This window comes from Streptomyces sp. NPDC091280, from assembly GCF_044768565.1.
In the GTDB taxonomy this organism is placed as follows: Bacteria; Actinomycetota; Actinomycetes; order Streptomycetales; family Streptomycetaceae; genus Streptomyces.
The window spans coordinates 463679-483531 of record NZ_JBIVUZ010000004.1; the positions used below are offsets into that span (position 1 = coordinate 463679).

Sequence of the window (19853 nt, forward strand, 5' to 3'; positions counted from 1 at the left end):
CAGGCCGTGTCGTACTGCGGCACACGAGGTACCGAACCGACTGCGCTCACCATGGCTGCGTCACCAGGCCACGGCGAGGAGGGTGCGAGTGGGTGACTCGCTCACTTGAGGTTAACCGGTGGGTAACGAGCGCGCCAGCCCCCGAGTTTGTGATGTAGGTCCCGCCCCTCCCACGACCCCCCTAGGCTCGGTTTCATGGACGAAGAGTTGCGATCACTCACGGAGCGCTTACGGCGGGAGTCGGGCGGGGCGGTGCCCTACGAGCGGCTCGTGGCGACCGGGGACCTCGGCGAACTGGCGGAGGTGCTCACCGCCGTCGGACAGCCGCTCTGGGCCCGGGAGTTGGCCGCGTTCCGCCTCGGCCTCGCGGGTGACCGCCGTGCCTTCGAGTCCCTCGTCCTGTTCCTCAACCACCGCGACCCACCGCGCTGCGCCTCCGCCGCGTACGCCCTGGCCCGCCTCGACGACCCCCGCACCGCCCGCGCGGCGGCGGCCCTGGCCACCAACGAACTCCGCGTCGCCTACGCCCTGCACCCCGTCCGCCTCCTGGCCGACCTGCGCGCCCCCGAGTCCGTCCCCGCCCTCATCACCACCCTGGAGCGCCGCCTGCGCCCCCACGACCCGTACCGCCGCGTGGCACTCGCCTGCGTCCAGGGCCTGGGCGAACTGGGCGACCCCCGCGCCAGACCGGTGCTCAACGACGCCCTGGCCCACCCCGCGCTGGCGGAGGAGGCGGTGCACGCGCTGGCGCGGATCCCGGAGCAGCGCTGAGCCCTCCGGCAACTGCCCACCGGAAGGCGCCCGGCCGTTCGGCTGTGCCCCTGTGCCCCTACGCGCCGATCACCGCGAACGCCTCGATCTCCATCAGGAACTCCGGGCGCACCAGCGCGGCGACCTGCACGGCCGACGCGGCGGGGAGCCTGTCGTCGGGTATGTGGGTGGCGCGGGCGGTGCGGACGGCCGGCATGTGGGCCATGTCCGTGACGAAGTAGGTCAGTTTGACCACGTCGTCGAAGGTGGCGCCCGCGGCGGCCAGGCAGCGGCGGAGGTTCTCGAAGATCTGGCGGGCCTGGGCCGCCGCGTCGCCCTCGCCGACGAGCGCGCCGTCCTCGTCCAGGGCGAGCTGGCCGGAGATCGCGACGAAGCGGCCGGTGCCCATGACGACGTGGGTGTAGGCCGTCGCGGGGGCGACGCCGTCGGGGGCGGGAATCCTCGTCAGCTCGGTCATGCGTCCATGGTGGACCATGGGTCTGACAACGAGGATTCCCGCCCCCGTGGGAGCGTCCCGGCTCCCGTGGGAGCGTCTATGCGGGGCTCAGCCGCGATAGCCCAGCAGGCCGTGCAGTGTCGAGCCGTGGGCCGTCGTCGTCGCCGACTTCGCCGTGGTCAGCGGTTTCGGGTCGGGTGTCTTCCGGCACACCGCGTCGATCTCGCCGTTGCCGCGCGGCACCTTGCCGTCGGTCAGGTACGTGGCGAGGTACTTGTCCAGGCAGGCGTTCCCGCTCAGCGTGATGCCGTGGTTGCCGCCGCCCTCCTCGACCACGAAGCTGGAGTCGGCCAGGAGTTGGTGGACCGTCGCGCCGCCCTCGTAGGGGGTCGCCGCGTCGTTGGTCGCCTGGAAGAGCAGCACCGGCGGCAGTTTGCCGTTCGCGATGTTGATCGGCTGCTCGGAGCGCGTCGGCCAGAACGCGCACGGCGCGTTGTACCAGGCGTTGTTCCAGACCATGAACGGCGCCTTCTCGTAGGCCGCCCAGTTGTCCTTGCGCCACCGGTTCCAGTCGCGGGGCCAGGACGCGTCACGGCACTGCACCGAGGTGTAGACGCTGTACCCGTTGTCCCCGGAGGCGTCGATCGCCGCGAAGTTGTCGTACGCCTCGACCAGCGGTTCGGCGTTCTTGTCGTTGACGTAGGCCGCGAACGCCTCGGCGAGGTAGGGCCAGTAGCCGTTGTAGTACCCGCCGGGGATGAAGGTGTCCTCCAGCTCGGAGGCGCCGACCTTACCGCCGGCCGGCTTCTTGGCGAGTGCCTTCCGCATCGCGTACCACTTGGCCTCGATCCTGGCCGGGTCGGTGCCGAGCTTGTACGTGGAGTCGTACTTCGCGATCCACGCCATGAGCGCCTGCTGGCGGTCGTTGAAGGCGTAGTCCTGGCCGAGGTTGTCGTCGTACCAGACGCCCGTGGGGTCGACGATGGAGTCCAGGACCAGGCGGCGGACGCGCTCCGGGTAGAGCTTCGCGTACACGGCGCCCAGGTACGTGCCGTAGGAGTAGCCGAAGTAGTTGATCTTCTTCGCGCCGAGGGCCGCCCGGATCGAGTCCATGTCCCGTACGGCGCTGATGGTGTCGATGTACGGGAGGAGGCTCGCGTACTTCTTGCCGCAGGCCGCCGCGAAGGACTTCGCGCGCGTGAGGTTGGCCTGCTCCAGCGCGGGGGTGCTCGGTACCGAGTCGGGGCGCACCGGGTCGAAGTGGCCGGGCTCGCAGTCGAGGGCGGGGGTGCTCTTGCCGACACCGCGCGGGTCGAAGCCGATGACGTCGTACTGCGAGGCCACCGCCTTGGGCAGCGAGGAGGCCACGAAGCCCGCGAGGGTCAGTCCGCTGCCGCCGGGGCCGCCGGGGTTGACCAACAGGGGCCCCTGGTAGGTCTTCGCGGTGTGCGGGACCCGGGACAGGGCGAGCGTGATCTGCTTCCCGCGCGGGTTCGCGTGGTCGAGCGGCACCTGCACGCTCGCGCACTGGAGCGTCGGGTAGTCGGTGGTGGCACAGCCCTTCCAGGTGGGCTTCGCCGGCTGGACGGCGGCCGTGGGACGCGCGGTACTCGCGTCCGCGGGCAGAGCGGTGACCGTACCGGCCACGACGACGGCGGCACCGCACAGTACGGCTGCGCGTTTTCTCATGTGTCCTCCAGGACGCAGAGGCAGCGGACCGCGGGTCTCGCGGTCGGCCCTCGCCGCATAGTCCCGAAAAGGCGGGGCGGAAGAACCTGTTCAGCCGATACTTGACCCAATTGGGCCGCCGGATGCCCTCGAACGCTCCCGGGCCGGTACGGAACGCGCTCAGATCAGCGAGAGCTGCGTCGGTTCGGTCACCGGCGCCTCGCGGGGGTCGGCCGGTTCGGGGATCCGGCGGGGCATCCCCGCGCGCGCGGGACCGATGCCGTACTCCTGCGCCAGGTCGTGGACCTGACGGGTGATCCGGCGCTGGTACCACTTCGGGGCGTACGAGCCCTCCGCGTACAGCCGCTCGTAACGGCGCACCAGATGCGGGTGGTGGTGCCCGAGCCAGGCCATGAACCACTCGCGCGCGCCGGGCCGCAGATGCAGCACCAGGGGCGTCACCGAGGTGGCCCCGGAGGCGGCTATCGCCCGCACGGTGGCCCGCAGCCGGTCCGGGTGGTCGCTCAGGAAGGGGATCACCGGGGCCATCAGGACGCCGACGTCGATGCCGTGCCCGGTCAGGGTCCGTACGGCGTCCAGGCGCCGCTCCGGGGAGGGCGTGCCGGGCTCCACGGTGCGCCACAGCGCCGGGTCGGTGAAGCCGACCGAGACCGAGACGCCGACGTCGGTGACCTCGGAGGCCTGCACCAGGAGGTCCAGGTCGCGCAGGATCAGCGTGCCCTTCGTCAGGATCGAGAAGGGGTTCGCGTGGTCGCGCAGGGCGCCGAGGATGCCCGGCATCAGCCGGTAGCGGCCCTCCGCGCGCTGGTAGCAGTCGACGTTCGTGCCCATCGCGATGTGCTCGCCCGTCCAGCGCCGTGAGCCGAGCTGGCGGCGCAGCAGGTCCGGCGCGTTCACCTTGACCACGATCTGCGAGTCGAAGTCGAGGCCGGTGTCGAGGTCCAGATAGGTGTGGGTCTTGCGGGCGAAGCAGTACACGCACGCGTGGGAGCAGCCCCGGTAGGGGTTGACCGTCCACTCGAAGGGCATGCGGGAGGCGCCCGGCACCCGGTTGATGATCGAGCGGGCCCGCACCTCGTGGAAGGTGATCCCGCGGAACTCGGGCGTGTCGAAGGTACGGGTGGTCACCGCGTCCGCGCCGAACAGCGCGACGTCGGCCGTCCGGCTGTGGCCGTCGGACTCCACTGTGAGGTTTTCCCAGCGCATGACGCCTCCTCGGTAGTCCTGCCCCCAGAGTGAAACACTTGTTCGAATTACTGTGCAAGTGTCATTCCCTGTCGCTCCGGACGCCCTGGGGCACCCCGATTTGGGGGACCGAGCGCGGGGGTGGTTGGCTTGCCCCGACCCCGAGAACGCAAGTCCTGGAGGAACGAAATGGCGCAGGTCGAGGCCACCACCGAGCGGGTCGTCGCAGCCGACGCGGAGAAGGTGTTCGACGCCCTCGCCGACTACACCGGCACGCGGGCGAAGCTGCTGCCCGAGCAGTTCAGCGAGTACGAGGTGCGCGAGGGCGGCGACGGCGAGGGCACCCTCGTCCACTGGAAGCTCCAGGCCACCAGCAAGCGCGTGCGCGACTGCCTCCTGGAGGTCAGCGAGCCGACCGACGGCGAACTGGTCGAGAAGGACCGCAACTCCACCATGGTCACCACCTGGCGGGTCACCCCGGACGGCGAGGGCAAGTCCCGCGTCGTGGTGACCAGCACCTGGAACGGCGCCGGCGGCATCGGCGGCTTCTTCGAGCGCACCTTCGCCCCCAAGGGCCTCGGCCGCATCTACGACCTGGTCCTCGACAGGCTCGCCACCGAGGTCGAGAAGTAGACCCCAAGGGCCAAGCGTTCAGGGCGTGTTGACGCCCTGACCGCGTCCCTCACCGGTTCGGGTGGATCTCCGTCCGAGCCGGGCGTACGCCGTAACTCGTCACGCTTGCTCGCAGTTGTCGCCTAAAGCGGGAATTGTGCGGCAGGCGCGACGAGGGGGAGCGGTACGTGGGCGGGACGACTCTGGTGCAGGACGAACGGCCCTCGACCCCTGCGGACACCCCGGACCCCGCGGCCGTCGGACATCCCGAACTCAGCCCGCGCCGCGTGCGGTTGGTCTTCCTCGGCCTGATGCTCGCGCTGCTCCTGGCCGCGCTCGACCAGATGATCGTCGCCACCGCGCTCCCGAAGATCGTCGGCGAACTGCACGGCCTGGACAAGATGTCCTGGGCGATCACCGCCTATCTCCTCACCTCCACGGTCGGCCTCCCGGTCTACGGCAAACTCGGCGACCTCCTCGGCCGCAAGAGCGTGTTCCAGTTCGCGATCGGCGTCTTCGTGATCGGCTCCGCGCTCGCGGGCCGCGCCCGGTCCATGGACCAACTCATCGCGTTCCGCGCGGTGCAGGGCATCGGCGCCGGCGGACTCATGATCGGCGTCCAGGCGATCATCGCGGACATCGTGCCGCCCCGGCAGCGCGGCCGTTTCATGGGACTGATCGGCGCCACCTTCGGACTCGCCTCCGTCGCGGGCCCGTTGCTCGGCGGCTACTTCACCGACCACCTCTCCTGGCGGTGGTGCTTCTACGTCAACGTGCCCTTCGGCGTGGTCACGTTCGCCGTCGTGACCGTCGTACTGAAGCTGCCGAAGCCTGCCACCAAGGCGCGCCTCGACGTCCTCGGCGCGCTGCTGCTCGCCGTCACCTCGACATGCCTTGTGCTGCTGACCAGTTGGGGCGGGACCGAGTACGCCTGGGGCTCGCGCGTCATCCTCGGACTCGGCGCGGGAGCCGTCGCCGCCGCGCTCCTCTTCCTCGTCGCCGAGCACTTCGCGCCCGAACCCCTCATCCCACTACGGCTGTTCAGGGACCCCGTCTTCAACGTCACCGCCCTGGTGGGCCTGGTGATCGGGGTCGCGCTGTTCGGGGCCGCCAGCTATCTGCCGACCTTCCTCCAGATGGTCGACGGCGCGAGCGCCACCGAGTCCGGGCTGCTGATGCTCCCCATGATGGGCGGCATCGTCGGCGCGTCCATCGTCTCGGGCCAACTCATCAGCCACACCGGCCGGTACAAGGTCTACCCGATCCTCGGCAGCGCGCTGGCCGCGCTCGGCATGTGGCTGCTGTCCCGGCTCCAGGTCGACACGCCCCGGCTCCAGTACAGCCTCTGGATGGCCGTCCTGGGCGCCGGTATCGGCATGGTGATGCCCGTCCTCGTGCTCGCCGTGCAGAACTCCGTACGGCCCGCCGACCTCGGCACCGCCACCAGCGCCAACAACTACTTCCGGCAGATCGGCGGCAGCGTCGGCGCCGCGATCTTCGGCACGCTCTTCGCCGACCGGCTCACCGACGCGCTGCGCGACCGCCTCCCCGCGCGCGCGGGCGCCCGCCTCCCCGACCCCGAGTCCATCACCCCGCAGCTCGTCCACACGCTGCCCCCGGCGCTGCGCGACGGCTACATCCGGGCCTACGCCGACGCCATGCCCCGGATCTTCCTCTACCTGGTGCCGGTGCTCGCCCTCGGCCTGCTCATCGCCTTCTTCCTCAAGGAGACCCCCCTGTTGAACAGCGCCGCGTCCCACAACGCCCCCGCCGAGACGACCGAGGCCGCGCCCCTCGACCCCCCGACCCGGCCCGCCCTTCCCCGCCCGTCGGCCGGTGGCGGCCCCGTCCCGCTCCGCTCGTCGTACACGGCCGGGATCCCGGTCTGCGGAACCGTGCAGCACCCCGACGGAACCGTCGTGCCCCGGGCCGCCCTCACCCTCATCGACGTCTCCGGGCAGCAGATCGGGCGCGGCGCCAGCGGCACGGACGGGCGGTACGCGCTGTCGACGCCCGGCTCCGGGGCGTACGTCCTGATCGCGGCGGCCGGCGGGCACCAGCCGCAGGCGGTGTCCGTGACGGTGGGGGAGCGGCCCGTCGAACTCGACGTCGTCCTCGGCGGCGCCGGACGCCTCGCCGGGAGCGTGCTGACCGCGGACGGCACCCCGGTGCGGGAGGCCGCCGTGACGCTCACCAATGTGCACGGCGAGGTCGTCGCCAGCACCCGCAGCGGGCGCGAAGGCGCCTATGTGATCAGCGAGTTGGTGGCCGGCGAGTACACGCTCGCGGCCAGCGCGCCCGCGTTCCGGCCGGCCGCGCTCCCCGTCAGCGTGCAGGCCTCCCGCGAGACCCGGCAGGACATCGAACTCGCCGGCGGCGCCGTGCTGCGCGGCACCGTCAGGGCGAGCGGCGGGCGGCCCGTCGAGGACGCGCGCGTGACCCTCCTCGACGCGGCGGGCAACGTCGTCGACACCCTCACCACCGGTCCCGACGGCACCTTCCGCTTCGTCGACCTGTCCTCCGGCGAGTACACGGTGATCGCCGCCGGGTACCCGCCCGTGGCCACCGTGCTCCAAGTGGCGGGCGGCGGACGCACCGAACGCGATCTGCAACTCGGGCACGAGGACTGACCCCCCGCCCCAGGAGGCGCTGCGGCGCACGCCGGTGCGGATTGGGTGGAACCAATTCCAGGAATGCCGCACATCGCCACCGGCCGCCCCCGTAGCGTGGTGAGCGGCGGCACAGATCTTGCGGAGCCGTGGGGAGAGAGGTCCTGGGCCATGGATCATGGCACCGAGCGGGAGGCGCCTCCCGGCCGCGGGGCCGGGGACGACGTGGTGACCGAGCACACCGCCGCGGGTCGTATCCCGCTGGCCGTGATCCTCGTGGACCGCCACGGACTCGTCTCGCACTGGAGCCGCGGCGCCCGAAGGCTGTTCGGCACCAGCAAGGAAGAGGCCATCGGCCAGACGGCGGTCGACCTGCTCCCCGTCTCCGGCGCCCTGCCCGACGACGAGGAACCCAGCCCCCACGGCGCGTTCGCGTCCTACGACGGCCTCGGCCCCGACCTGGAGTCCTCGCTCGACGGAGAGCTGTCCTACCCGGCCGCCGGACGCGCCCGCCTCACCGTGCCCGGCCGGAGCGGGACGGGGACATCCCCGGACGACGGCCCGGGAAGCGACCGGGTGGACGTCCTGTGGTGGGCGTACCCGCTGGTCGGCCCCGGTCAGGAGCGGCTGCTCGTGCTCGCCGCCGACGCGGACGGGCTGCGCCCGGAGGTCCCGGCGGCGGACGGCGCCTTCGAGCGCATAGCACCCGGGTTCGCCCACCACACCGACTTCTCCGGCGCCGAGGAACTCGCCCGCAGGCTCCCCGAGATCCTGCCCAGCATGAGCGTCGACGAAAGCGCCCGCATCGTCGCCCAGGTCCTCGAACTGGGCTATCCCGTGCTGGAGTTCAGCCAGAACGAGCGGGTGCCGGTGACCCCCGACTGGGGCGTCGCCCGCCGCGCCGAGCGCAAGGCCCGCCGCGAACGCGCCGCCCTCGCCGTCGCCGAGGGACTCCCGCTGCCCGAGGAGACCGCCGAGGACGAGCGCGAGGACCTCGAATACGTCGCCGTACGCGAGCGGTTGGAGTTCCTCAACGAGGTCAGCGGACGCATCGGCACCTCGCTCGACCTCGCCACCACCATCCTCGAAGTCAGCCGGGCCGTCGTGCCCCGCTTCACCGATGTCGCCGGCACCTATCTGCGGGAACAGGTCGTCGCCGGCGAGGGGTTCCCGGACGGTGTGCCGGACACCACCACCATGTGGCACCGGGTCGCGCTGGAGCACACCGACGAACCCGGCCGCTGGGACGACGTCGTACCGGTCGGCGAGGCCATGCCGTTCCCCGCGCACACGCCGTTCTTCCAGTGCATGACCACCGGCGACCCCGTGCTCGTGCCGCGCATCAGCGAGCAGATGGGGCACATGATCGCCTCGCAGTTCGAGAAGCGCGACATCCGGCCGCTGATCACCGGCCGCTCCATGCTGGTCGTCCCGCTCAAGGCCCGCAACGTGGTCCTCGGCTTCATGATCCTGCTGCGCCACCCCGAGCGCGTCGAGTTCAACGACATGGACCGCGCCACCGGCGCCGAACTCGCCGCCCGCGCGGGCCTCGTGCTCGACAACGCGCGCATGTACACCTACCAGGAGAGCGTCGCCGAGACCCTCCAGGACAGCATGCTGCCGCACATCCCGGCGCGCATGGCGGGCTGCGACATCGCCACCCGCTATCTGCCCGGCACCCTGCTCGGCCGGGTCGGCGGCGACTGGTTCGACTCGGTGAAACTGCCCGGCGCCCGCACCGCGCTCGTCGTCGGCGACGTCATGGGCCACGGCCTCAACTCGGCTGCAATGATGGGCCAGTTGCGCACCGCCGTGCAGACCATGGCCGCCATGGACCTCCCGCCCGCCCAACTCCTGCGCAACCTCGACGACTTGGCCCAGCGCCTCGGCGACACCTATCTCGCGACCTGTCTGTACGTCGTCTACGACCCGATCGCCGGCGAACTCCACCTCGGCAACGCGGGCCACATCCCGCCGGTGATCGTGCGGGCCCGGGACGGCCGCAGTGAACTGCTCGACCTGCCCACGGGCGCGCCCATCGGCGTCGGCGGGGTGCCCTTCGAGGCGGTCCGGGTGCGCGTGGAGCCCGGCGACCGGCTGGTGATGTGCACGGACGGTCTGGTCGAGGTGCGCGGCGAGGACATCGGCGTGGGCCTGGCGACGCTGAGCGAGTCGGCCGCGCATCCGGCCGCGTCCATGGACGACGCCTGCGACACCATCATCCGCTCCCTCAACACCCGCGGCGGCCGCAAGGACGACGTCGCCCTGCTGATGGCCCGCCTGAACGGCATCGAGCCGGACGACGTCGCCGAATGGCGGCTCGCCCTCGACCCGGCCGAGGTCGGCCGGGCCCGCGCGGTGGTCGTCGAGCAGCTCCACGAATGGGGCCTGGCCCGACTCGCCGACACCGCCGCCCTGTTGGCCGACGAACTGGTCACCAACGCGGTACGGCACTCGCACGGCCGCCGCATCGCCCTGCGCCTGGTGCGCGGCGACACCCTGCTGTGCGAGGTGGACGACGACGACCCCACCCTGCCGACCCTGCTCGGTGCCGGCCCCGACGACGAGTACGGCCGCGGCCTGCACGTGGTCGGCGTCCTCGCCCGCGAATGGGGCGCCAGCCGTACGACCGCGGGCAAGACCGTCTGGTTCGAACTCACCCTGCCCCGCCGCTGACGCGCAGGTGACCGTGGGGGCGCACGGGGCGCACATCGGCGTACACGTGTCGAATGAGCGGTGAAGGAATGCGCCGTGCGCTTGTGAGCGGGACCGGGGCGCGATAAACCGTACTGGCCCGTCACTTATGGCGGAACGGCCTCGCATCCTGGGGAGTTGGGCATGAGTGTGACCAGTCGGTACCGGGAGGCCTGGGAGGGCTTCTGGCGCGAGGCGCCCGAGGAACAGGGGGCCGTCTTCTGGGACGCGTCGCCGACACAGACGGTCGGACTCCATCTCGCCCTGTTCGAACCGAAGTTGCGCGACCCCGGCCTGCAGATGATCGACCTCGGGTGCGGCAACGGCACGCAGACCCGGTTCCTCGCCGACCGGTTCACCCATGTCGTCGGCGCCGACCTGTCCGCCGCGGCCGTCGAGCACGCCCGGCGCGCCGACCCGGCGGGGCAGGCGACCTACCGGCTGCTGGACGCCAGCGACAAGACCGAGGTCGAGACGCTGCACGCCGAACTCGGCGACGCCAACGTCTACATGCGGGGTGTGCTGCACCAGGTCGACCCCGACGACCGGCAGTCGCTGGTGGACGGGATCGCCACGCTCGTCGGGGAGCGCGGCCATGTCTTCCTCGTCGAACTCGCCGAGGCCGCCCGCCCCGTCATCGGCGCCCTGGCCCGGGACCCGGAAGGGCCGCCCGCCAAGCTCGCCCCGATCCTCCGCCACGGCATCGCCCCCGGCGAGGTACCCGACGACGAGGTGCCCGAACTCCTGCGCGCGGCGGGCCTCACCATCCTCGCCGGCGGCCAACTGCCGCTGATCACCACCGAGTTCCGGGCCGACGGCGCCCGCATCGAACTGCCGTCGAACTGGCAGATCGCGGGACGCGCGTCCACCTGAGGCGACAGGGAAGGCGAGGGGGAGCGGCGGCAGGGCGGCAGCGACAGGGGGAAGCGGGGCGGCTCACCGCCTCCCCCCGTCCGTCCTAGCCGAACTGGTGCTTGAGGAACGACCCGGACCACGCCATCAGGTCCGCGGGCACGTAGTACCCCTTCTCGTCGTTGATCGTGTCCCAGTTCTTCGCGACGTCCTCGACGGAGGCGTCGCCGCCCTCGTGCGCGTATCCCTCCGTCGAGGCCAGGAAGAGCCGCGCGAAGCGGCCCGCGCCGGCCGTGTAGATCTCCCCGCTGACCGGGACGCTCTCGTGCGCGAGGTAGGCCACCATCGGCGCCACCGCCGACGACGGCATGTACGGCATGCCCTCCACGGTCTCGGTGGGCTCCTCCTCGGGGCCGCCGCCCATCCGGGTCATCGCGGCCGGCGCGATCAGGTTGACCTTGATGTTGTGCGGCTCGCCCGCGAGCTTCGCGCTGCGCGCCATCCCGACCGTGCCCGCCTTCGCGGCGGCGTAGGACAGGTTGTTGTCCATGCCGAACATGCCGCTGGAGGTGGTCAGGACGACCCGGCCGTAGGACTGCTCGACGAAGTGCGGCCAGGCGGCCCGCATGGTGTTGAAGGAACCGAGCAGGTGGACGGCCAAGTGCCGTTCCAGGTTGTCGAGTTCGATGTCCGGCAGGCCCGCGTAGCGGATGATCCCGGCGTTGTTGACGAGGATGTCGATCCGGCCGAAGCTCTCGATCGCGGTGCCGACGATCGCCTCGCCGCCCGCGGGGGTGGAGACGTCGTGGGTGTCGGCCACCGCCTCACCGCCCGCGGCGACGATCCCGTCGACGACCTTCTGCGCGGGTCCGGCGTCCGAGCCCTCGCCCTCCATCGACCCGCCCAGGTCGTTGACGACGACCTTCGCGCCGCGCTCCGCCAGCAGGCGGGCGTAGGCGCGGCCCAGGCCGCGGCCCGCGCCGGTGACGACGGCGACGCGTCCTTCGAAGCCGAACTCGCTCATGGGTGACTCCAGTTGTGTGCGGGTGAAAGCGTGTCGCTACCAGGTGACCGGCAGCTCGTGAAGACCGAAGGCGAGCGCGTCGTCCCGGCGGAACCTCAGCTCGTCGAAGCCGACCGCGAGCCGCAGCGTCGGGACGCGGCGGTACAACGTGCCGTAGACGACCTGGAGTTCGATGCGGGCGAGCTGCTGGCCGAGGCACTGGTGGATGCCCCAGGCGAAGGCGTGGTGGTGCCGGGCCTCGCGGGTGATGTCGAACTTCTCCGGCTCGGGGAAGGCCGCCGGGTCCCAGTTGCCGGCGGGCAGCGCGACGACGATGCCCTCGCCGGCCTTGATGGTGACGCCCTCGATCTCGATGTCCTCGGCGGCGATCCGCCGCTGGCCGAGGGCCGGGATCGTCAGGTACCGCAGGATCTCCTCGACCGCGCCCGCGACGACCTTGGGGTCGTCCGTCTCGCGCAGCAGGGCGAGTTGCTCCGGGTTCCGCAGGAGCAGGGCGGTGCCCAGGGTGATCATGCTGGCGCTGGTCTCGTGACCGGCGATGAGCAGGATCATGCAGAGCATGACGGCCTCGGGCAGGGTGACCTCGCCCGCCTTGATCCGTCCGGCGAAGTCCGAGATGACGTCGTCGCCCGGCTCCTCCATGCGCTTCTGGAGCAGCCCGGCCAGATAGCCGCCGAGCGCCTGGTTGGCCGCCCGGTCCTGCTCGGCGGTCTTGTCGCTGCGGGTGGCCAGCGAGGCGTGCTCCTGGAAGAACTCGTGGTCCTCGTACGGCACTCCGAGCAGCGCGCAGATCATCAGCGAGGGCAGCGGCAGCGACAGCGCGGTGTTGAGGTCGGCCGGGTTCGGGCCCGCGAGCATCCGGTCGATCAGCTCGTCGGTGAACCGCTGGATCTCCGGACGCAGCTTCTCCATCCGGTTGCGCGTAAACGGCGCCGTCATCATGCGGCGGATCCGGGTGTGGTCGGCGCCGTCGGCGTTGAAGATGGTCAGCGGGTGGTGCGGGGAGTTCTCCGCCATGGCCTGGTTGGGGTGCGGGAACCCGGCCTGCTTGTCGTTCGAGCTGACCCTCGGGTCGGACAGGATCGCGCGCTGCGCGGTGTGCCCGGTCACCAGCCACGGCGTGCTGCCGTCCCAGATCCGGCCCCGGGACACCGGCGCCGTCCCGTTCAGGGCGCGCAGTCCGGCCGGCGGGGCGAACGGGCAGGTGCGGTCCCGGGCGCCCGGGTAGTCGAACAACTCCGCGTCAGGGGCGGCGAGTTCGGTCTCGGCCTCGGACATGGTCGTTCCTCCAGATGAGGGTGGGGGTGGGGACGGTGCGGCCGAAGGTCATTCCTCGATGCGGATCGCCAGCGCGGGGCAGACGGCTGCCGCGTTCCGTACGTCGTCGGCCAGTTCGGCCGGCGGGTTCTCGTCCAGCAGGACGACGATGCCGTCCTCGTCACGCTGGTCGAACACGTCCATGGCGGCGGCCACGCACTGCCCGGCGGCGACGCACTTGTCCTCTTCGACGACAACTTTCATGACAACTCTCCTGATCGTTCAGTGGGCCGGGGAGGGGACGGGGGTGGGGGAGGAGGCCGAGTCGACGATCTCCTGGCGGCGCTGCCTGGCCTGCTTGGGCATGTTCCAGCCGAGGATCCCGGTGACCCGGCCGCCGCTGCGGTACCGGACGACGAACCGGCGGGCCGTCAACTCGCCCTCCACGACGTCCACTTCCGCGTCGTGCGGCAGGAAGCCGTGCACCTGGAGCTTGGCGTCGAACTGATCGGTCCAGAAGTACGGCACCGGTTCGTAGGGCCGGTCCTCCCCGAGGATCGCGCCGGCGACCGCCATGGCCTGCTCGGTGGCGTTCGTCCGGTTCTCCAGCCGGACCAGCCGGCCGAGCTGCTCGTGGTGCCAGCGGGCCACGTCCCCGACGGCGTAGATCCCGGGCGCGGCCTGGCAACGCGAGTCGCACACCACGCCGTTGTCGAGTTCGAGCCCGCTGTCGGCCAGCCACTCCGTCGCCGGACTCGCCCCGATCGCGACCACGACGACATCGGCGGGCAGCACCTCGCCGGTGCTCAACTCCACGCCGGAGACGCGGCCTTCGGCACTGGTGAACCCCGAGACACCGTTCCCGAGCCGCAGCCGTACGCCCTGTTCGGTGTGCAGCTCCGCCAGCAGCCCCGACACCAGCGGGCCCACCTGGAGGGCCAGCGGTCCGGCGAGCGGGCCGGCGAGGGTGACGTCCAGGCCCAAGGTCCGTGCGGTGGCGGCGATCTCGGAGCCGAGAACACCCTCGCCCACGACCACCAGACGGGACCCGGCGAGCAGATCGGCGCGCAGGGCGAGCGCGTCGTCGAGGGTGCGCAGCACATGCACACCGGTCAACCCGCCCTGCCCGGACAGCACTCGGGGCTGTACCCCGGTGGCGATCACGACCGCGTCGGCGCTCAGCTCGCGCCCGGACGCGGTGCGCACGGTCCGGGTCGCGGGGTCGAGGGCGACCGCCGGATCGCCGTACACGAACTCGGTGTCCAGGCCGGTCAGCGACTCCTCGGTGCGCAGCGCGGCGCGGCCGGGCTCCCAGGCGCCGGAGAGGATCTGCTTGGACAGCGGGGGCCGGTCGTAGGGGGCGTGCGGTTCGGCGCCGAGCACCGTGATCCGCCCGGTGTACCCCTTGCGGCGGAGGGCCTCCACCGTGGTCAGCCCGGACGCGGAGGCGCCCACCACCAGCACGTGGGCCACGGCCCCGGTGTCGTCCTCGATGCTCATCTGCGGCTCCGTTGCTGCGTCGTTGCGATGTTCTGGGCGGGTGCTCACACGAGGTGGCGTCCGCCATTGGTGCTGAGGGTCTGGCCGGTGACGTAGGACGCTTCCTCGGAGGCGAGGTAGGCCACCGCGTAGGCGACGTCCTCCGGCCGGCCGGCGCGCTTCATCGGCATGGTGGCGGCTGCCGCCTCCACGTCGACGGGGCCCTGGCGGACCAGCGGGGTGTCGATGAAGCCGGGCGGCACGTGGTTGACCGTGATGCCCTTCTCGATGTACTCGATCGCGAGCGCGCGGGTGAGGCCGATGACCCCGCCCTTGGACGACGCGTAGTGGGCCATCGCGGGCGCGCCGGTCTGCGCGGAGGAAGAGGAGATGTTGATGATCCGGCCCCAGCCGGCCGCGACCATGTCGGGCACGATCTCCTTGGTGACCAGGAAGGGGCCCTTGAGGTTGATGCCGATCATGCGGTCCCAGGAGGCCTCGGAGATGCTCGTGAACGGCTCGTAGGCGGTGATGCCCGCGTTGTTGACGAGGATCGTGATCGGGCCGAGCTCCTCGCGGGTGCGGGCGGCGGCCTGTGCCACCGCGCCGGCCTCGGCCGCGTCGCCGGAGACGGCGATGGCCGTGCCGCCGGACTCCTGGATGGCCGCCGCGGTCTTCTCGGCGCCCTCGCTGTTCAGGTCCCAGACCGCGACCGCGGCTCCCCTGGCCGCGAGCACCTTCGCGATCGCCTGGCCGATGCCTCGGCCGCCACCGGTGACGACCGCGATCTTTCCCTGCAGTGACATGTGCGTTCCTTCGTGCTAGTGGGGCGTTGTCGGGCGTCGGGCGGCCCGGTTACTCGCCCAGGGCCTCGCGGGCCGCGGTGCGGGCCGCCACGGCCCGGGGGAAGCCGGTGTAACCGGCGGAGTGGTAGATGACCTCGGCCAGCTCGTCCCGGGTGACCCCGTTGGTCAGGGCGACCCGGACATGGGTCTTGAGTTCGGTCTCGGCGCCGAGCGCGATCAGCAGGGCGACGGTGACCAGGCTGCGGTCGCGCGGCCTCAGGCCCTCGCGGCCCCACAGCGCGCCCCATACGGTGCTCAGGCCGATCTCCACGAGATCGTCGGCGAACTTGCCGTCCCGCATGTCGAGGTCGCCCTCGGCGGGAACCACTCCGGGCAGCGCGGCACGCAGGGCCTTCAGGCCCGCTTCGCGCAGGTCGGTGGTTTCCTTGAGGTCTTCGGCGCTCATGTGCGGCTCCCGGTCCATGCGATTGCATTCGTCCCAAACGAAAGTTAGATCAAACGGTCGGTACAATCAATGCCTGTTACGGATATGGCTGGTCCAAGCTCTCTCCGTCATCGCCATTGATCGGGCCAAGTCCCTCATCTACTCTCGGTCTGAATATTCGACCGACTGGTCGAACTATCAAACCAGGGTCATGTGCGAGCCGCAGCCCCAGTCGCCTTGGAGGGCAAATGAGCGAATCTTCGAAGCCGGCGGACCAGGACCGGGTCGACGTCCTCGTCATCGGGGCCGGCGTCACCGGCATCTACCAGCTGTACGTCGCCCGCGAGGCAGGCTTCTCGGTCCGTCTCCTCGAAGCGGGCTCCGGCGTGGGCGGCACCTGGTACTGGAACCGCTACCCCGAGGCGCGCTTCGACTCCGAGAGCTACACCTACGGCTACCTGTTCTCCAAGGAGCTGTGGGAGGAGTGGGAGTGGTCGGAGCGGTTCGCGGGCCAGCCCGAGATCGAGCGCTACTTCAACCACGTCGTCGACCGCTTCGACCTGCGGCGCGACATCCGCACCGGCGTCAAGGTGACCGAGGCCGTCTGGGACGAGCCCTCCGGGACCTGGACCGTGCGGGGCAGCGACGGCACCGAGGTCCGGGCCCGCTACGTCGTCGCCGCGACCGGCAACCTCTCGGTGCCCTTCATCCCCGCCATCCCCGGACGCGAGGACTTCCGCGGCGCGCAGCACCACACCTCGCGCTGGCCGAAGACCCCCCTCGACCTCACCGGCAAGCGGGTCGCCCAGATCGGCACCGGGTCCAGCGGTGTGCAGATCATCGCCGCCATCGCCGACGACGTAGCACAGTTGACGGTGTATCAGAAGGACGCCGACTGGCTCACGCCGCTCAACAACGCGCCGATCACGGCCGAGGAGCAGGCCGAGCTCAAGGCCAACTTCGAGTCCATCCGCGAGACGCTCAACACCTCGCCCAGCGGGTTCCTCCACCAGATCACCATGCGGTCCGGCCTCGACGACAGCCCCGAGGAGCGCCAGGCGTTCTACGAGACCAAGTGGAACGGCCCGGGGTTCACCAAGCTCAGCGAGCACTACATGGACATGCTCTTCAACGAGACCGTGAACGCGGAGTGGTGCGCCTTCATCGCCGACAAGATCCGCTCCATCGTCAAGGACCCGGAGACCGCGGACAAGCTGATCCCCAAGGGCCATGGCTACGGCGGCCGTCGGCCTCCGTTCGGCACCGGGTACTACGAGACGTTCAACAAGCCGAACGTCTCCCTCGTCGACATCAACCGCACGCCGATCACCCGCATCACCGAGGACGGCATCGAAACCACCGAGGGCGTCCGGGAGTTCGACCTCATCATCTGGGCGACGGGCTACGACTTCGGCACCGGAGCCCTCAACCGGCTCGGGGTGCGCGGGCGTCAGGGCCTGCCGCTCAAGGAGTACTGGTCGGACGGCCCGCGCACCTACCTCGGTGTCGCGGCGGCCGGCTTCCCCAACTTCTTCTTCCCCGGCGGTCCGCACGGCGCGACCGGCAACAACCCGCGCTACGCCGGCGACCAGGTGGAACTCGTCACCGACGCCATCGTGCACGCCCGCGAGCACGGCTACGACGTCGTCGAGGTGACGGAGGCCGCCGAGGTCGAGTGGACGGACAGCATGAACAACAGCAAGATGTCCTCCTTCCTGGAGACCAGCTACTTCTCCGGGGGCAACATCCCCGGCAAGCCGGTCAAGCAGCTGCTGAACCCGACGGGCCGGTGGGCGCTCCTGGAGGCCGCCGCCGAGGTCAAGCAGAACGAGTTCCCGACGTTCGTCTTCTCCAAGGCCGAGCAGAGCCCGGACGCCTGAACGCCCGGACGCCCGTGCCGCCCTGGACGTGGGCGGCACGGGCGTCCGGGTCCCGGCGGGCTACTCCGCGAAGGTCGTGACCCGCTGCTTGAACAGCCAGGTGCCGTTCTCGCGGCGCAGGACGTCGTCGTAGCGGCCGACCATCTGCACGCTCCAGCCGTTCTCGCCGCGCGCGAAGAAGGCCAGGTTGCTGGTGGCGGTGGCCTCGTCCTCGGTGGCGGAGGTGACGACGGTGTTGGCGATCAGGTGCAGCTGCGGTGCCTGGGGCGTGAAGCCGCCGAAGCCCTGCCGTATCGCCTCCCGTCCTTCGAACTTGGCCATGCCGACTATCTCGGCCACGCCGTCGGCGGTGTACAGGGCGGCGATGTCGTCGGTCCGCCCGGTGTCCAGGGCCTGGGCGTAGGCGGCGATGGCGGTCTGTACGGCCGCCGTGACGGACGCGTCGATCGTGGTGGTCATCTCACTCCAGGGTCGCGAGGGCTCAAGTGGGCTGAGGGTGAAGGCGGTTACGCCTGGTACGTGGTCGTCCTGCGGTGCAGCAGCCAGTCGCCGTCCTGGCGGCGCAGCGTGTCGTCGTAGTGCCCGACCACGCCGACCGCCCAGCCCGCCTCGCCGCGCTGGAGGAAGACCACGTCGCTCAGCGCGCGGGCCTCGTCCTCGCCGGTGGAGGTCACGACGGTGTTCGTCACCAGGTGGAGCTGCGGCTGGGTCGGCTCCCATCCCTTGAAGGCCGCGTGGATCGCGTCGCGTCCCTCGACCGGGTCCATGCCCGGTATCTCCAGGACGGCGTCGGACGTGTACAGCGCGACGATCTCGTCGGTGCGGCCGGCGTCCTGGGCCTGGGTGTGCGCGCCGAGCACGGCCCGTACGCCCGCCACGACCCACGCCTGTGTGGATTCGCTCATTCTTCGCTCCAAGGTCGGGTGTTTCGACCACTCAGTCTATTGATGAGTCGAAGATAAAGGGAGGGGGTGCGCCGGATTCGTTGACCGATCGGTACAATCACAAATAACATGCTCGTGGCTGGTCAACGGGGACTGCCGCCGAAGGAGGCGTGAACATGACGAAGCGTTGGAAGCAGCGTCCGCCGGGCTCGACGTGGGGCGATTGGGGCGACGACGACGAACTGGGCCGTATCAACCTGCTCACGAAGGAAAAGGTCCTGGAGGGGGTGCGCGAGGTCGAGGCCGGGGTCAGCTTCAGCCTGAGCCTGCCGCTCGACTATCCGGGCGGGACCGCGCTGAACCAGCGCCGGTACCCCCCGATCCTCAGGCCCACCGAGGACCTGGCCCACAAGCAGGACGTCTTCTACAACGTCGTCGCGAGCGAGCAGATCGACCCCTCGCTCATCGATGTGTGGTCTGACGACGTGGTGACCCTCTGGCTCCAGTACTCGACCCAGTGGGACTCCCTCGCGCACCAGGGCGCCGAGTTCGACGCGGACGGCGACGGCGTCGCCGAGCCGGTCTACTACAACGGGTTCCGTCCCGGCGAGCACCTCGTGGGACCGCAGGAGGACGCCAAGGGCGACGGCAGCGGAAGCGTCAGCTTCGCGCGCAACCTCGGCCTGGAGAAGATGGCGGAGCACGGGGTGCAGGGGCGCGGTGTCCTCATCGACATCGCCCACCACCTCGGCACCGGCTACCAGCCGGTCAGCTTCAAGCAGTTGCAGGACATCATGACCGCGGACAACGTGGTCGTGGAGCCCGGTGACATGGTCCTGCTGCACACCGGCTTCGCCACCCAGATCCTCGCCTGGGAGAAGAACCCGGACCCGGTGGCCATCCACCAGACCGCCGCCTACCTCGACGCGGACGACCCGGAGATCCTGAACTGGATCACCGAGTCCCAGATGTCGGCGCTGATCTCGGACAACTACGCCGTCGAGGGCGTGGGCGTCACCCAGGCCAAGGGCCCGCACACCCTGCTGCCCATCCACCACCTGTGCCTGTTCAAACTGGGCGTCCCGCTGGGCGAGTTGTGGTACCTGCACGACCTCGCGGCCTGGCTGCGCGAGCACGGCCGCAGCCGCTTCCTGCTCACCGCGCCCCCGCTCAACCTGCCGGGCACACAGGGCAGTCCGCTGACCCCGATCGCGACCGTCTGACACCGGCCGCGCCACGACGGGAAGGGCC

General features: G+C 70.8%; 18 protein-coding genes. 7 read left to right on the forward strand and 11 right to left on the reverse strand.

Features of this window, described 5'->3' with window-relative positions:
- The first annotated feature begins 195 nt into the window (after window positions 1-195).
- The gene (locus ACIQPR_RS15365; protein WP_403647510.1) at window positions 196-771 is read left to right on the forward strand and encodes an adenylosuccinate lyase; all 576 of its coding nucleotides are present in this window, start codon (window positions 196-198) and stop codon (window positions 769-771) included.
- 58 nt (window positions 772-829) lie between these two features.
- Here the strand turns inward: ACIQPR_RS15365 and ACIQPR_RS15370 are convergent, their stop codons facing one another.
- From ACIQPR_RS15370 to ACIQPR_RS15380, 3 genes are all read right to left on the reverse strand, one after another.
- On the reverse strand, window positions 830-1228 hold the full coding sequence (locus ACIQPR_RS15370) for a RidA family protein (protein ID WP_403647512.1): 399 nt from the start codon (window positions 1226-1228) through the stop codon (window positions 830-832).
- Window positions 1229-1315: 87 nt separating this feature from the next.
- Window positions 1316-2896 carry an alpha/beta hydrolase gene (locus ACIQPR_RS15375; protein WP_403647515.1) on the reverse strand — a complete coding sequence of 527 codons (1581 nt, stop codon included), beginning with the start codon at window positions 2894-2896 and terminating at the stop codon, window positions 1316-1318.
- Between the two features lie 159 nt (window positions 2897-3055).
- Window positions 3056-4102: an Rv2578c family radical SAM protein gene (locus tag ACIQPR_RS15380; RefSeq protein WP_403647518.1), complete on the reverse strand. Its 1047-nt coding sequence runs from the start codon at window positions 4100-4102 to the stop codon at window positions 3056-3058.
- Between the two features lie 168 nt (window positions 4103-4270).
- On the opposite strand from ACIQPR_RS15380, the gene ACIQPR_RS15385 reads away from it, so the two are divergent.
- From ACIQPR_RS15385 to ACIQPR_RS15400, 4 genes are all read left to right on the forward strand, one after another.
- The gene (locus ACIQPR_RS15385; RefSeq protein WP_403647521.1) at window positions 4271-4714 is read left to right on the forward strand and encodes an SRPBCC family protein; all 444 of its coding nucleotides are present in this window, start codon (window positions 4271-4273) and stop codon (window positions 4712-4714) included.
- 167 nt (window positions 4715-4881) lie between these two features.
- Window positions 4882-7323, forward strand: a complete 2442-nt coding sequence (locus ACIQPR_RS15390; protein ID WP_403647524.1) for an MFS transporter — start codon at window positions 4882-4884, stop codon at window positions 7321-7323.
- A gap of 150 nt (window positions 7324-7473) precedes the next feature.
- On the forward strand, window positions 7474-9978 hold the full coding sequence (locus tag ACIQPR_RS15395) for a SpoIIE family protein phosphatase (protein ID WP_403647527.1): 2505 nt from the start codon (window positions 7474-7476) through the stop codon (window positions 9976-9978).
- A 162-nt stretch (window positions 9979-10140) separates the two neighbouring features.
- Window positions 10141-10869 (forward strand): class I SAM-dependent methyltransferase, encoded by a 729-nt coding sequence (locus tag ACIQPR_RS15400; protein WP_403647530.1) that lies wholly within the window; start codon window positions 10141-10143, stop codon window positions 10867-10869.
- An 85-nt stretch (window positions 10870-10954) separates the two neighbouring features.
- Here ACIQPR_RS15400 and ACIQPR_RS15405 read toward each other — a convergent pair whose 3' ends face one another.
- From ACIQPR_RS15405 to ACIQPR_RS15430, 6 genes are read right to left on the reverse strand one after another with little or no spacing between them, the layout of a single operon-like run.
- Entirely contained in the window at window positions 10955-11872 is a 918-nt protein-coding gene (locus ACIQPR_RS15405; RefSeq protein WP_403647534.1) for an SDR family NAD(P)-dependent oxidoreductase, read from the reverse strand.
- A 36-nt stretch (window positions 11873-11908) separates the two neighbouring features.
- Window positions 11909-13150, reverse strand: coding sequence for a cytochrome P450 (locus tag ACIQPR_RS15410; RefSeq protein ID WP_403647537.1), 1242 nt, complete (start codon window positions 13148-13150; stop codon window positions 11909-11911).
- 48 nt (window positions 13151-13198) lie between these two features.
- Window positions 13199-13393: a ferredoxin gene (locus ACIQPR_RS15415; protein WP_359609514.1), complete on the reverse strand. Its 195-nt coding sequence runs from the start codon at window positions 13391-13393 to the stop codon at window positions 13199-13201.
- Between the two features lie 18 nt (window positions 13394-13411).
- On the reverse strand, window positions 13412-14629 hold the full coding sequence (locus ACIQPR_RS15420; RefSeq protein ID WP_403647540.1) for an NAD(P)/FAD-dependent oxidoreductase: 1218 nt from the start codon (window positions 14627-14629) through the stop codon (window positions 13412-13414).
- Between the two features lie 44 nt (window positions 14630-14673).
- Window positions 14674-15414 (reverse strand): SDR family NAD(P)-dependent oxidoreductase, encoded by a 741-nt coding sequence (locus ACIQPR_RS15425; RefSeq protein ID WP_403647543.1) that lies wholly within the window; start codon window positions 15412-15414, stop codon window positions 14674-14676.
- A gap of 49 nt (window positions 15415-15463) precedes the next feature.
- Window positions 15464-15859, reverse strand: a complete 396-nt coding sequence (locus ACIQPR_RS15430) for a carboxymuconolactone decarboxylase family protein (protein ID WP_403647545.1) — start codon at window positions 15857-15859, stop codon at window positions 15464-15466.
- Window positions 15860-16086: 227 nt separating this feature from the next.
- Here ACIQPR_RS15430 and ACIQPR_RS15435 point away from each other — a divergent pair, with 227 nt between their 5' ends.
- Window positions 16087-17718 carry a flavin-containing monooxygenase gene (locus ACIQPR_RS15435; RefSeq protein WP_403647548.1) on the forward strand — a complete coding sequence of 544 codons (1632 nt, stop codon included), beginning with the start codon at window positions 16087-16089 and terminating at the stop codon, window positions 17716-17718.
- A 60-nt stretch (window positions 17719-17778) separates the two neighbouring features.
- Here the strand turns inward: ACIQPR_RS15435 and ACIQPR_RS15440 are convergent, their stop codons facing one another.
- Entirely contained in the window at window positions 17779-18177 is a 399-nt protein-coding gene (locus ACIQPR_RS15440) for a nuclear transport factor 2 family protein (RefSeq protein ID WP_403647551.1), read from the reverse strand.
- A 47-nt stretch (window positions 18178-18224) separates the two neighbouring features.
- The gene (locus ACIQPR_RS15445) at window positions 18225-18623 is read right to left on the reverse strand and encodes a nuclear transport factor 2 family protein (protein ID WP_403647554.1); all 399 of its coding nucleotides are present in this window, start codon (window positions 18621-18623) and stop codon (window positions 18225-18227) included.
- A gap of 155 nt (window positions 18624-18778) precedes the next feature.
- On the opposite strand from ACIQPR_RS15445, the gene ACIQPR_RS15450 reads away from it, so the two are divergent.
- The gene (locus ACIQPR_RS15450) at window positions 18779-19825 is read left to right on the forward strand and encodes a cyclase family protein (protein WP_403647557.1); all 1047 of its coding nucleotides are present in this window, start codon (window positions 18779-18781) and stop codon (window positions 19823-19825) included.
- Window positions 19826-19853 lie beyond the last annotated feature (28 nt).

Excerpts from the sequence above, each read along its gene's own strand:
- ACIQPR_RS15415 (WP_359609514.1), bottom strand. The coding sequence starts at position 13,393 with ATGAAAGTTGTCGTCGAAGAGGACAAGTGCGTCGCCGCCGGGCAGTGC.
- ACIQPR_RS15385 (WP_403647521.1), top strand. The coding sequence starts at position 4,271 with ATGGCGCAGGTCGAGGCCACCACCGAGCGGGTCGTCGCAGCCGACGCG.
- ACIQPR_RS15430 (WP_403647545.1), bottom strand. The coding sequence starts at position 15,859 with ATGAGCGCCGAAGACCTCAAGGAAACCACCGACCTGCGCGAAGCGGGC.
- ACIQPR_RS15400 (WP_403647530.1), top strand. The coding sequence starts at position 10,141 with ATGAGTGTGACCAGTCGGTACCGGGAGGCCTGGGAGGGCTTCTGGCGC.
- ACIQPR_RS15405 (WP_403647534.1), bottom strand. The coding sequence starts at position 11,872 with ATGAGCGAGTTCGGCTTCGAAGGACGCGTCGCCGTCGTCACCGGCGCG.
- ACIQPR_RS15425 (WP_403647543.1), bottom strand. The coding sequence starts at position 15,414 with ATGTCACTGCAGGGAAAGATCGCGGTCGTCACCGGTGGCGGCCGAGGC.
- ACIQPR_RS15445 (WP_403647554.1), bottom strand. The coding sequence starts at position 18,623 with ATGAGCGAATCCACACAGGCGTGGGTCGTGGCGGGCGTACGGGCCGTG.
- ACIQPR_RS15375 (WP_403647515.1), bottom strand. The coding sequence starts at position 2,896 with ATGAGAAAACGCGCAGCCGTACTGTGCGGTGCCGCCGTCGTCGTGGCC.
- ACIQPR_RS15420 (WP_403647540.1), bottom strand. The coding sequence starts at position 14,629 with ATGAGCATCGAGGACGACACCGGGGCCGTGGCCCACGTGCTGGTGGTG.
- ACIQPR_RS15440 (WP_403647551.1), bottom strand. The coding sequence starts at position 18,177 with ATGACCACCACGATCGACGCGTCCGTCACGGCGGCCGTACAGACCGCC.
- ACIQPR_RS15450 (WP_403647557.1), top strand. The coding sequence starts at position 18,779 with ATGACGAAGCGTTGGAAGCAGCGTCCGCCGGGCTCGACGTGGGGCGAT.
- ACIQPR_RS15395 (WP_403647527.1), top strand. The coding sequence starts at position 7,474 with ATGGATCATGGCACCGAGCGGGAGGCGCCTCCCGGCCGCGGGGCCGGG.
- ACIQPR_RS15370 (WP_403647512.1), bottom strand. The coding sequence starts at position 1,228 with ATGACCGAGCTGACGAGGATTCCCGCCCCCGACGGCGTCGCCCCCGCG.
- ACIQPR_RS15435 (WP_403647548.1), top strand. The coding sequence starts at position 16,087 with ATGAGCGAATCTTCGAAGCCGGCGGACCAGGACCGGGTCGACGTCCTC.
- ACIQPR_RS15365 (WP_403647510.1), top strand. The coding sequence starts at position 196 with ATGGACGAAGAGTTGCGATCACTCACGGAGCGCTTACGGCGGGAGTCG.
- ACIQPR_RS15410 (WP_403647537.1), bottom strand. The coding sequence starts at position 13,150 with ATGTCCGAGGCCGAGACCGAACTCGCCGCCCCTGACGCGGAGTTGTTC.
- ACIQPR_RS15380 (WP_403647518.1), bottom strand. The coding sequence starts at position 4,102 with ATGCGCTGGGAAAACCTCACAGTGGAGTCCGACGGCCACAGCCGGACG.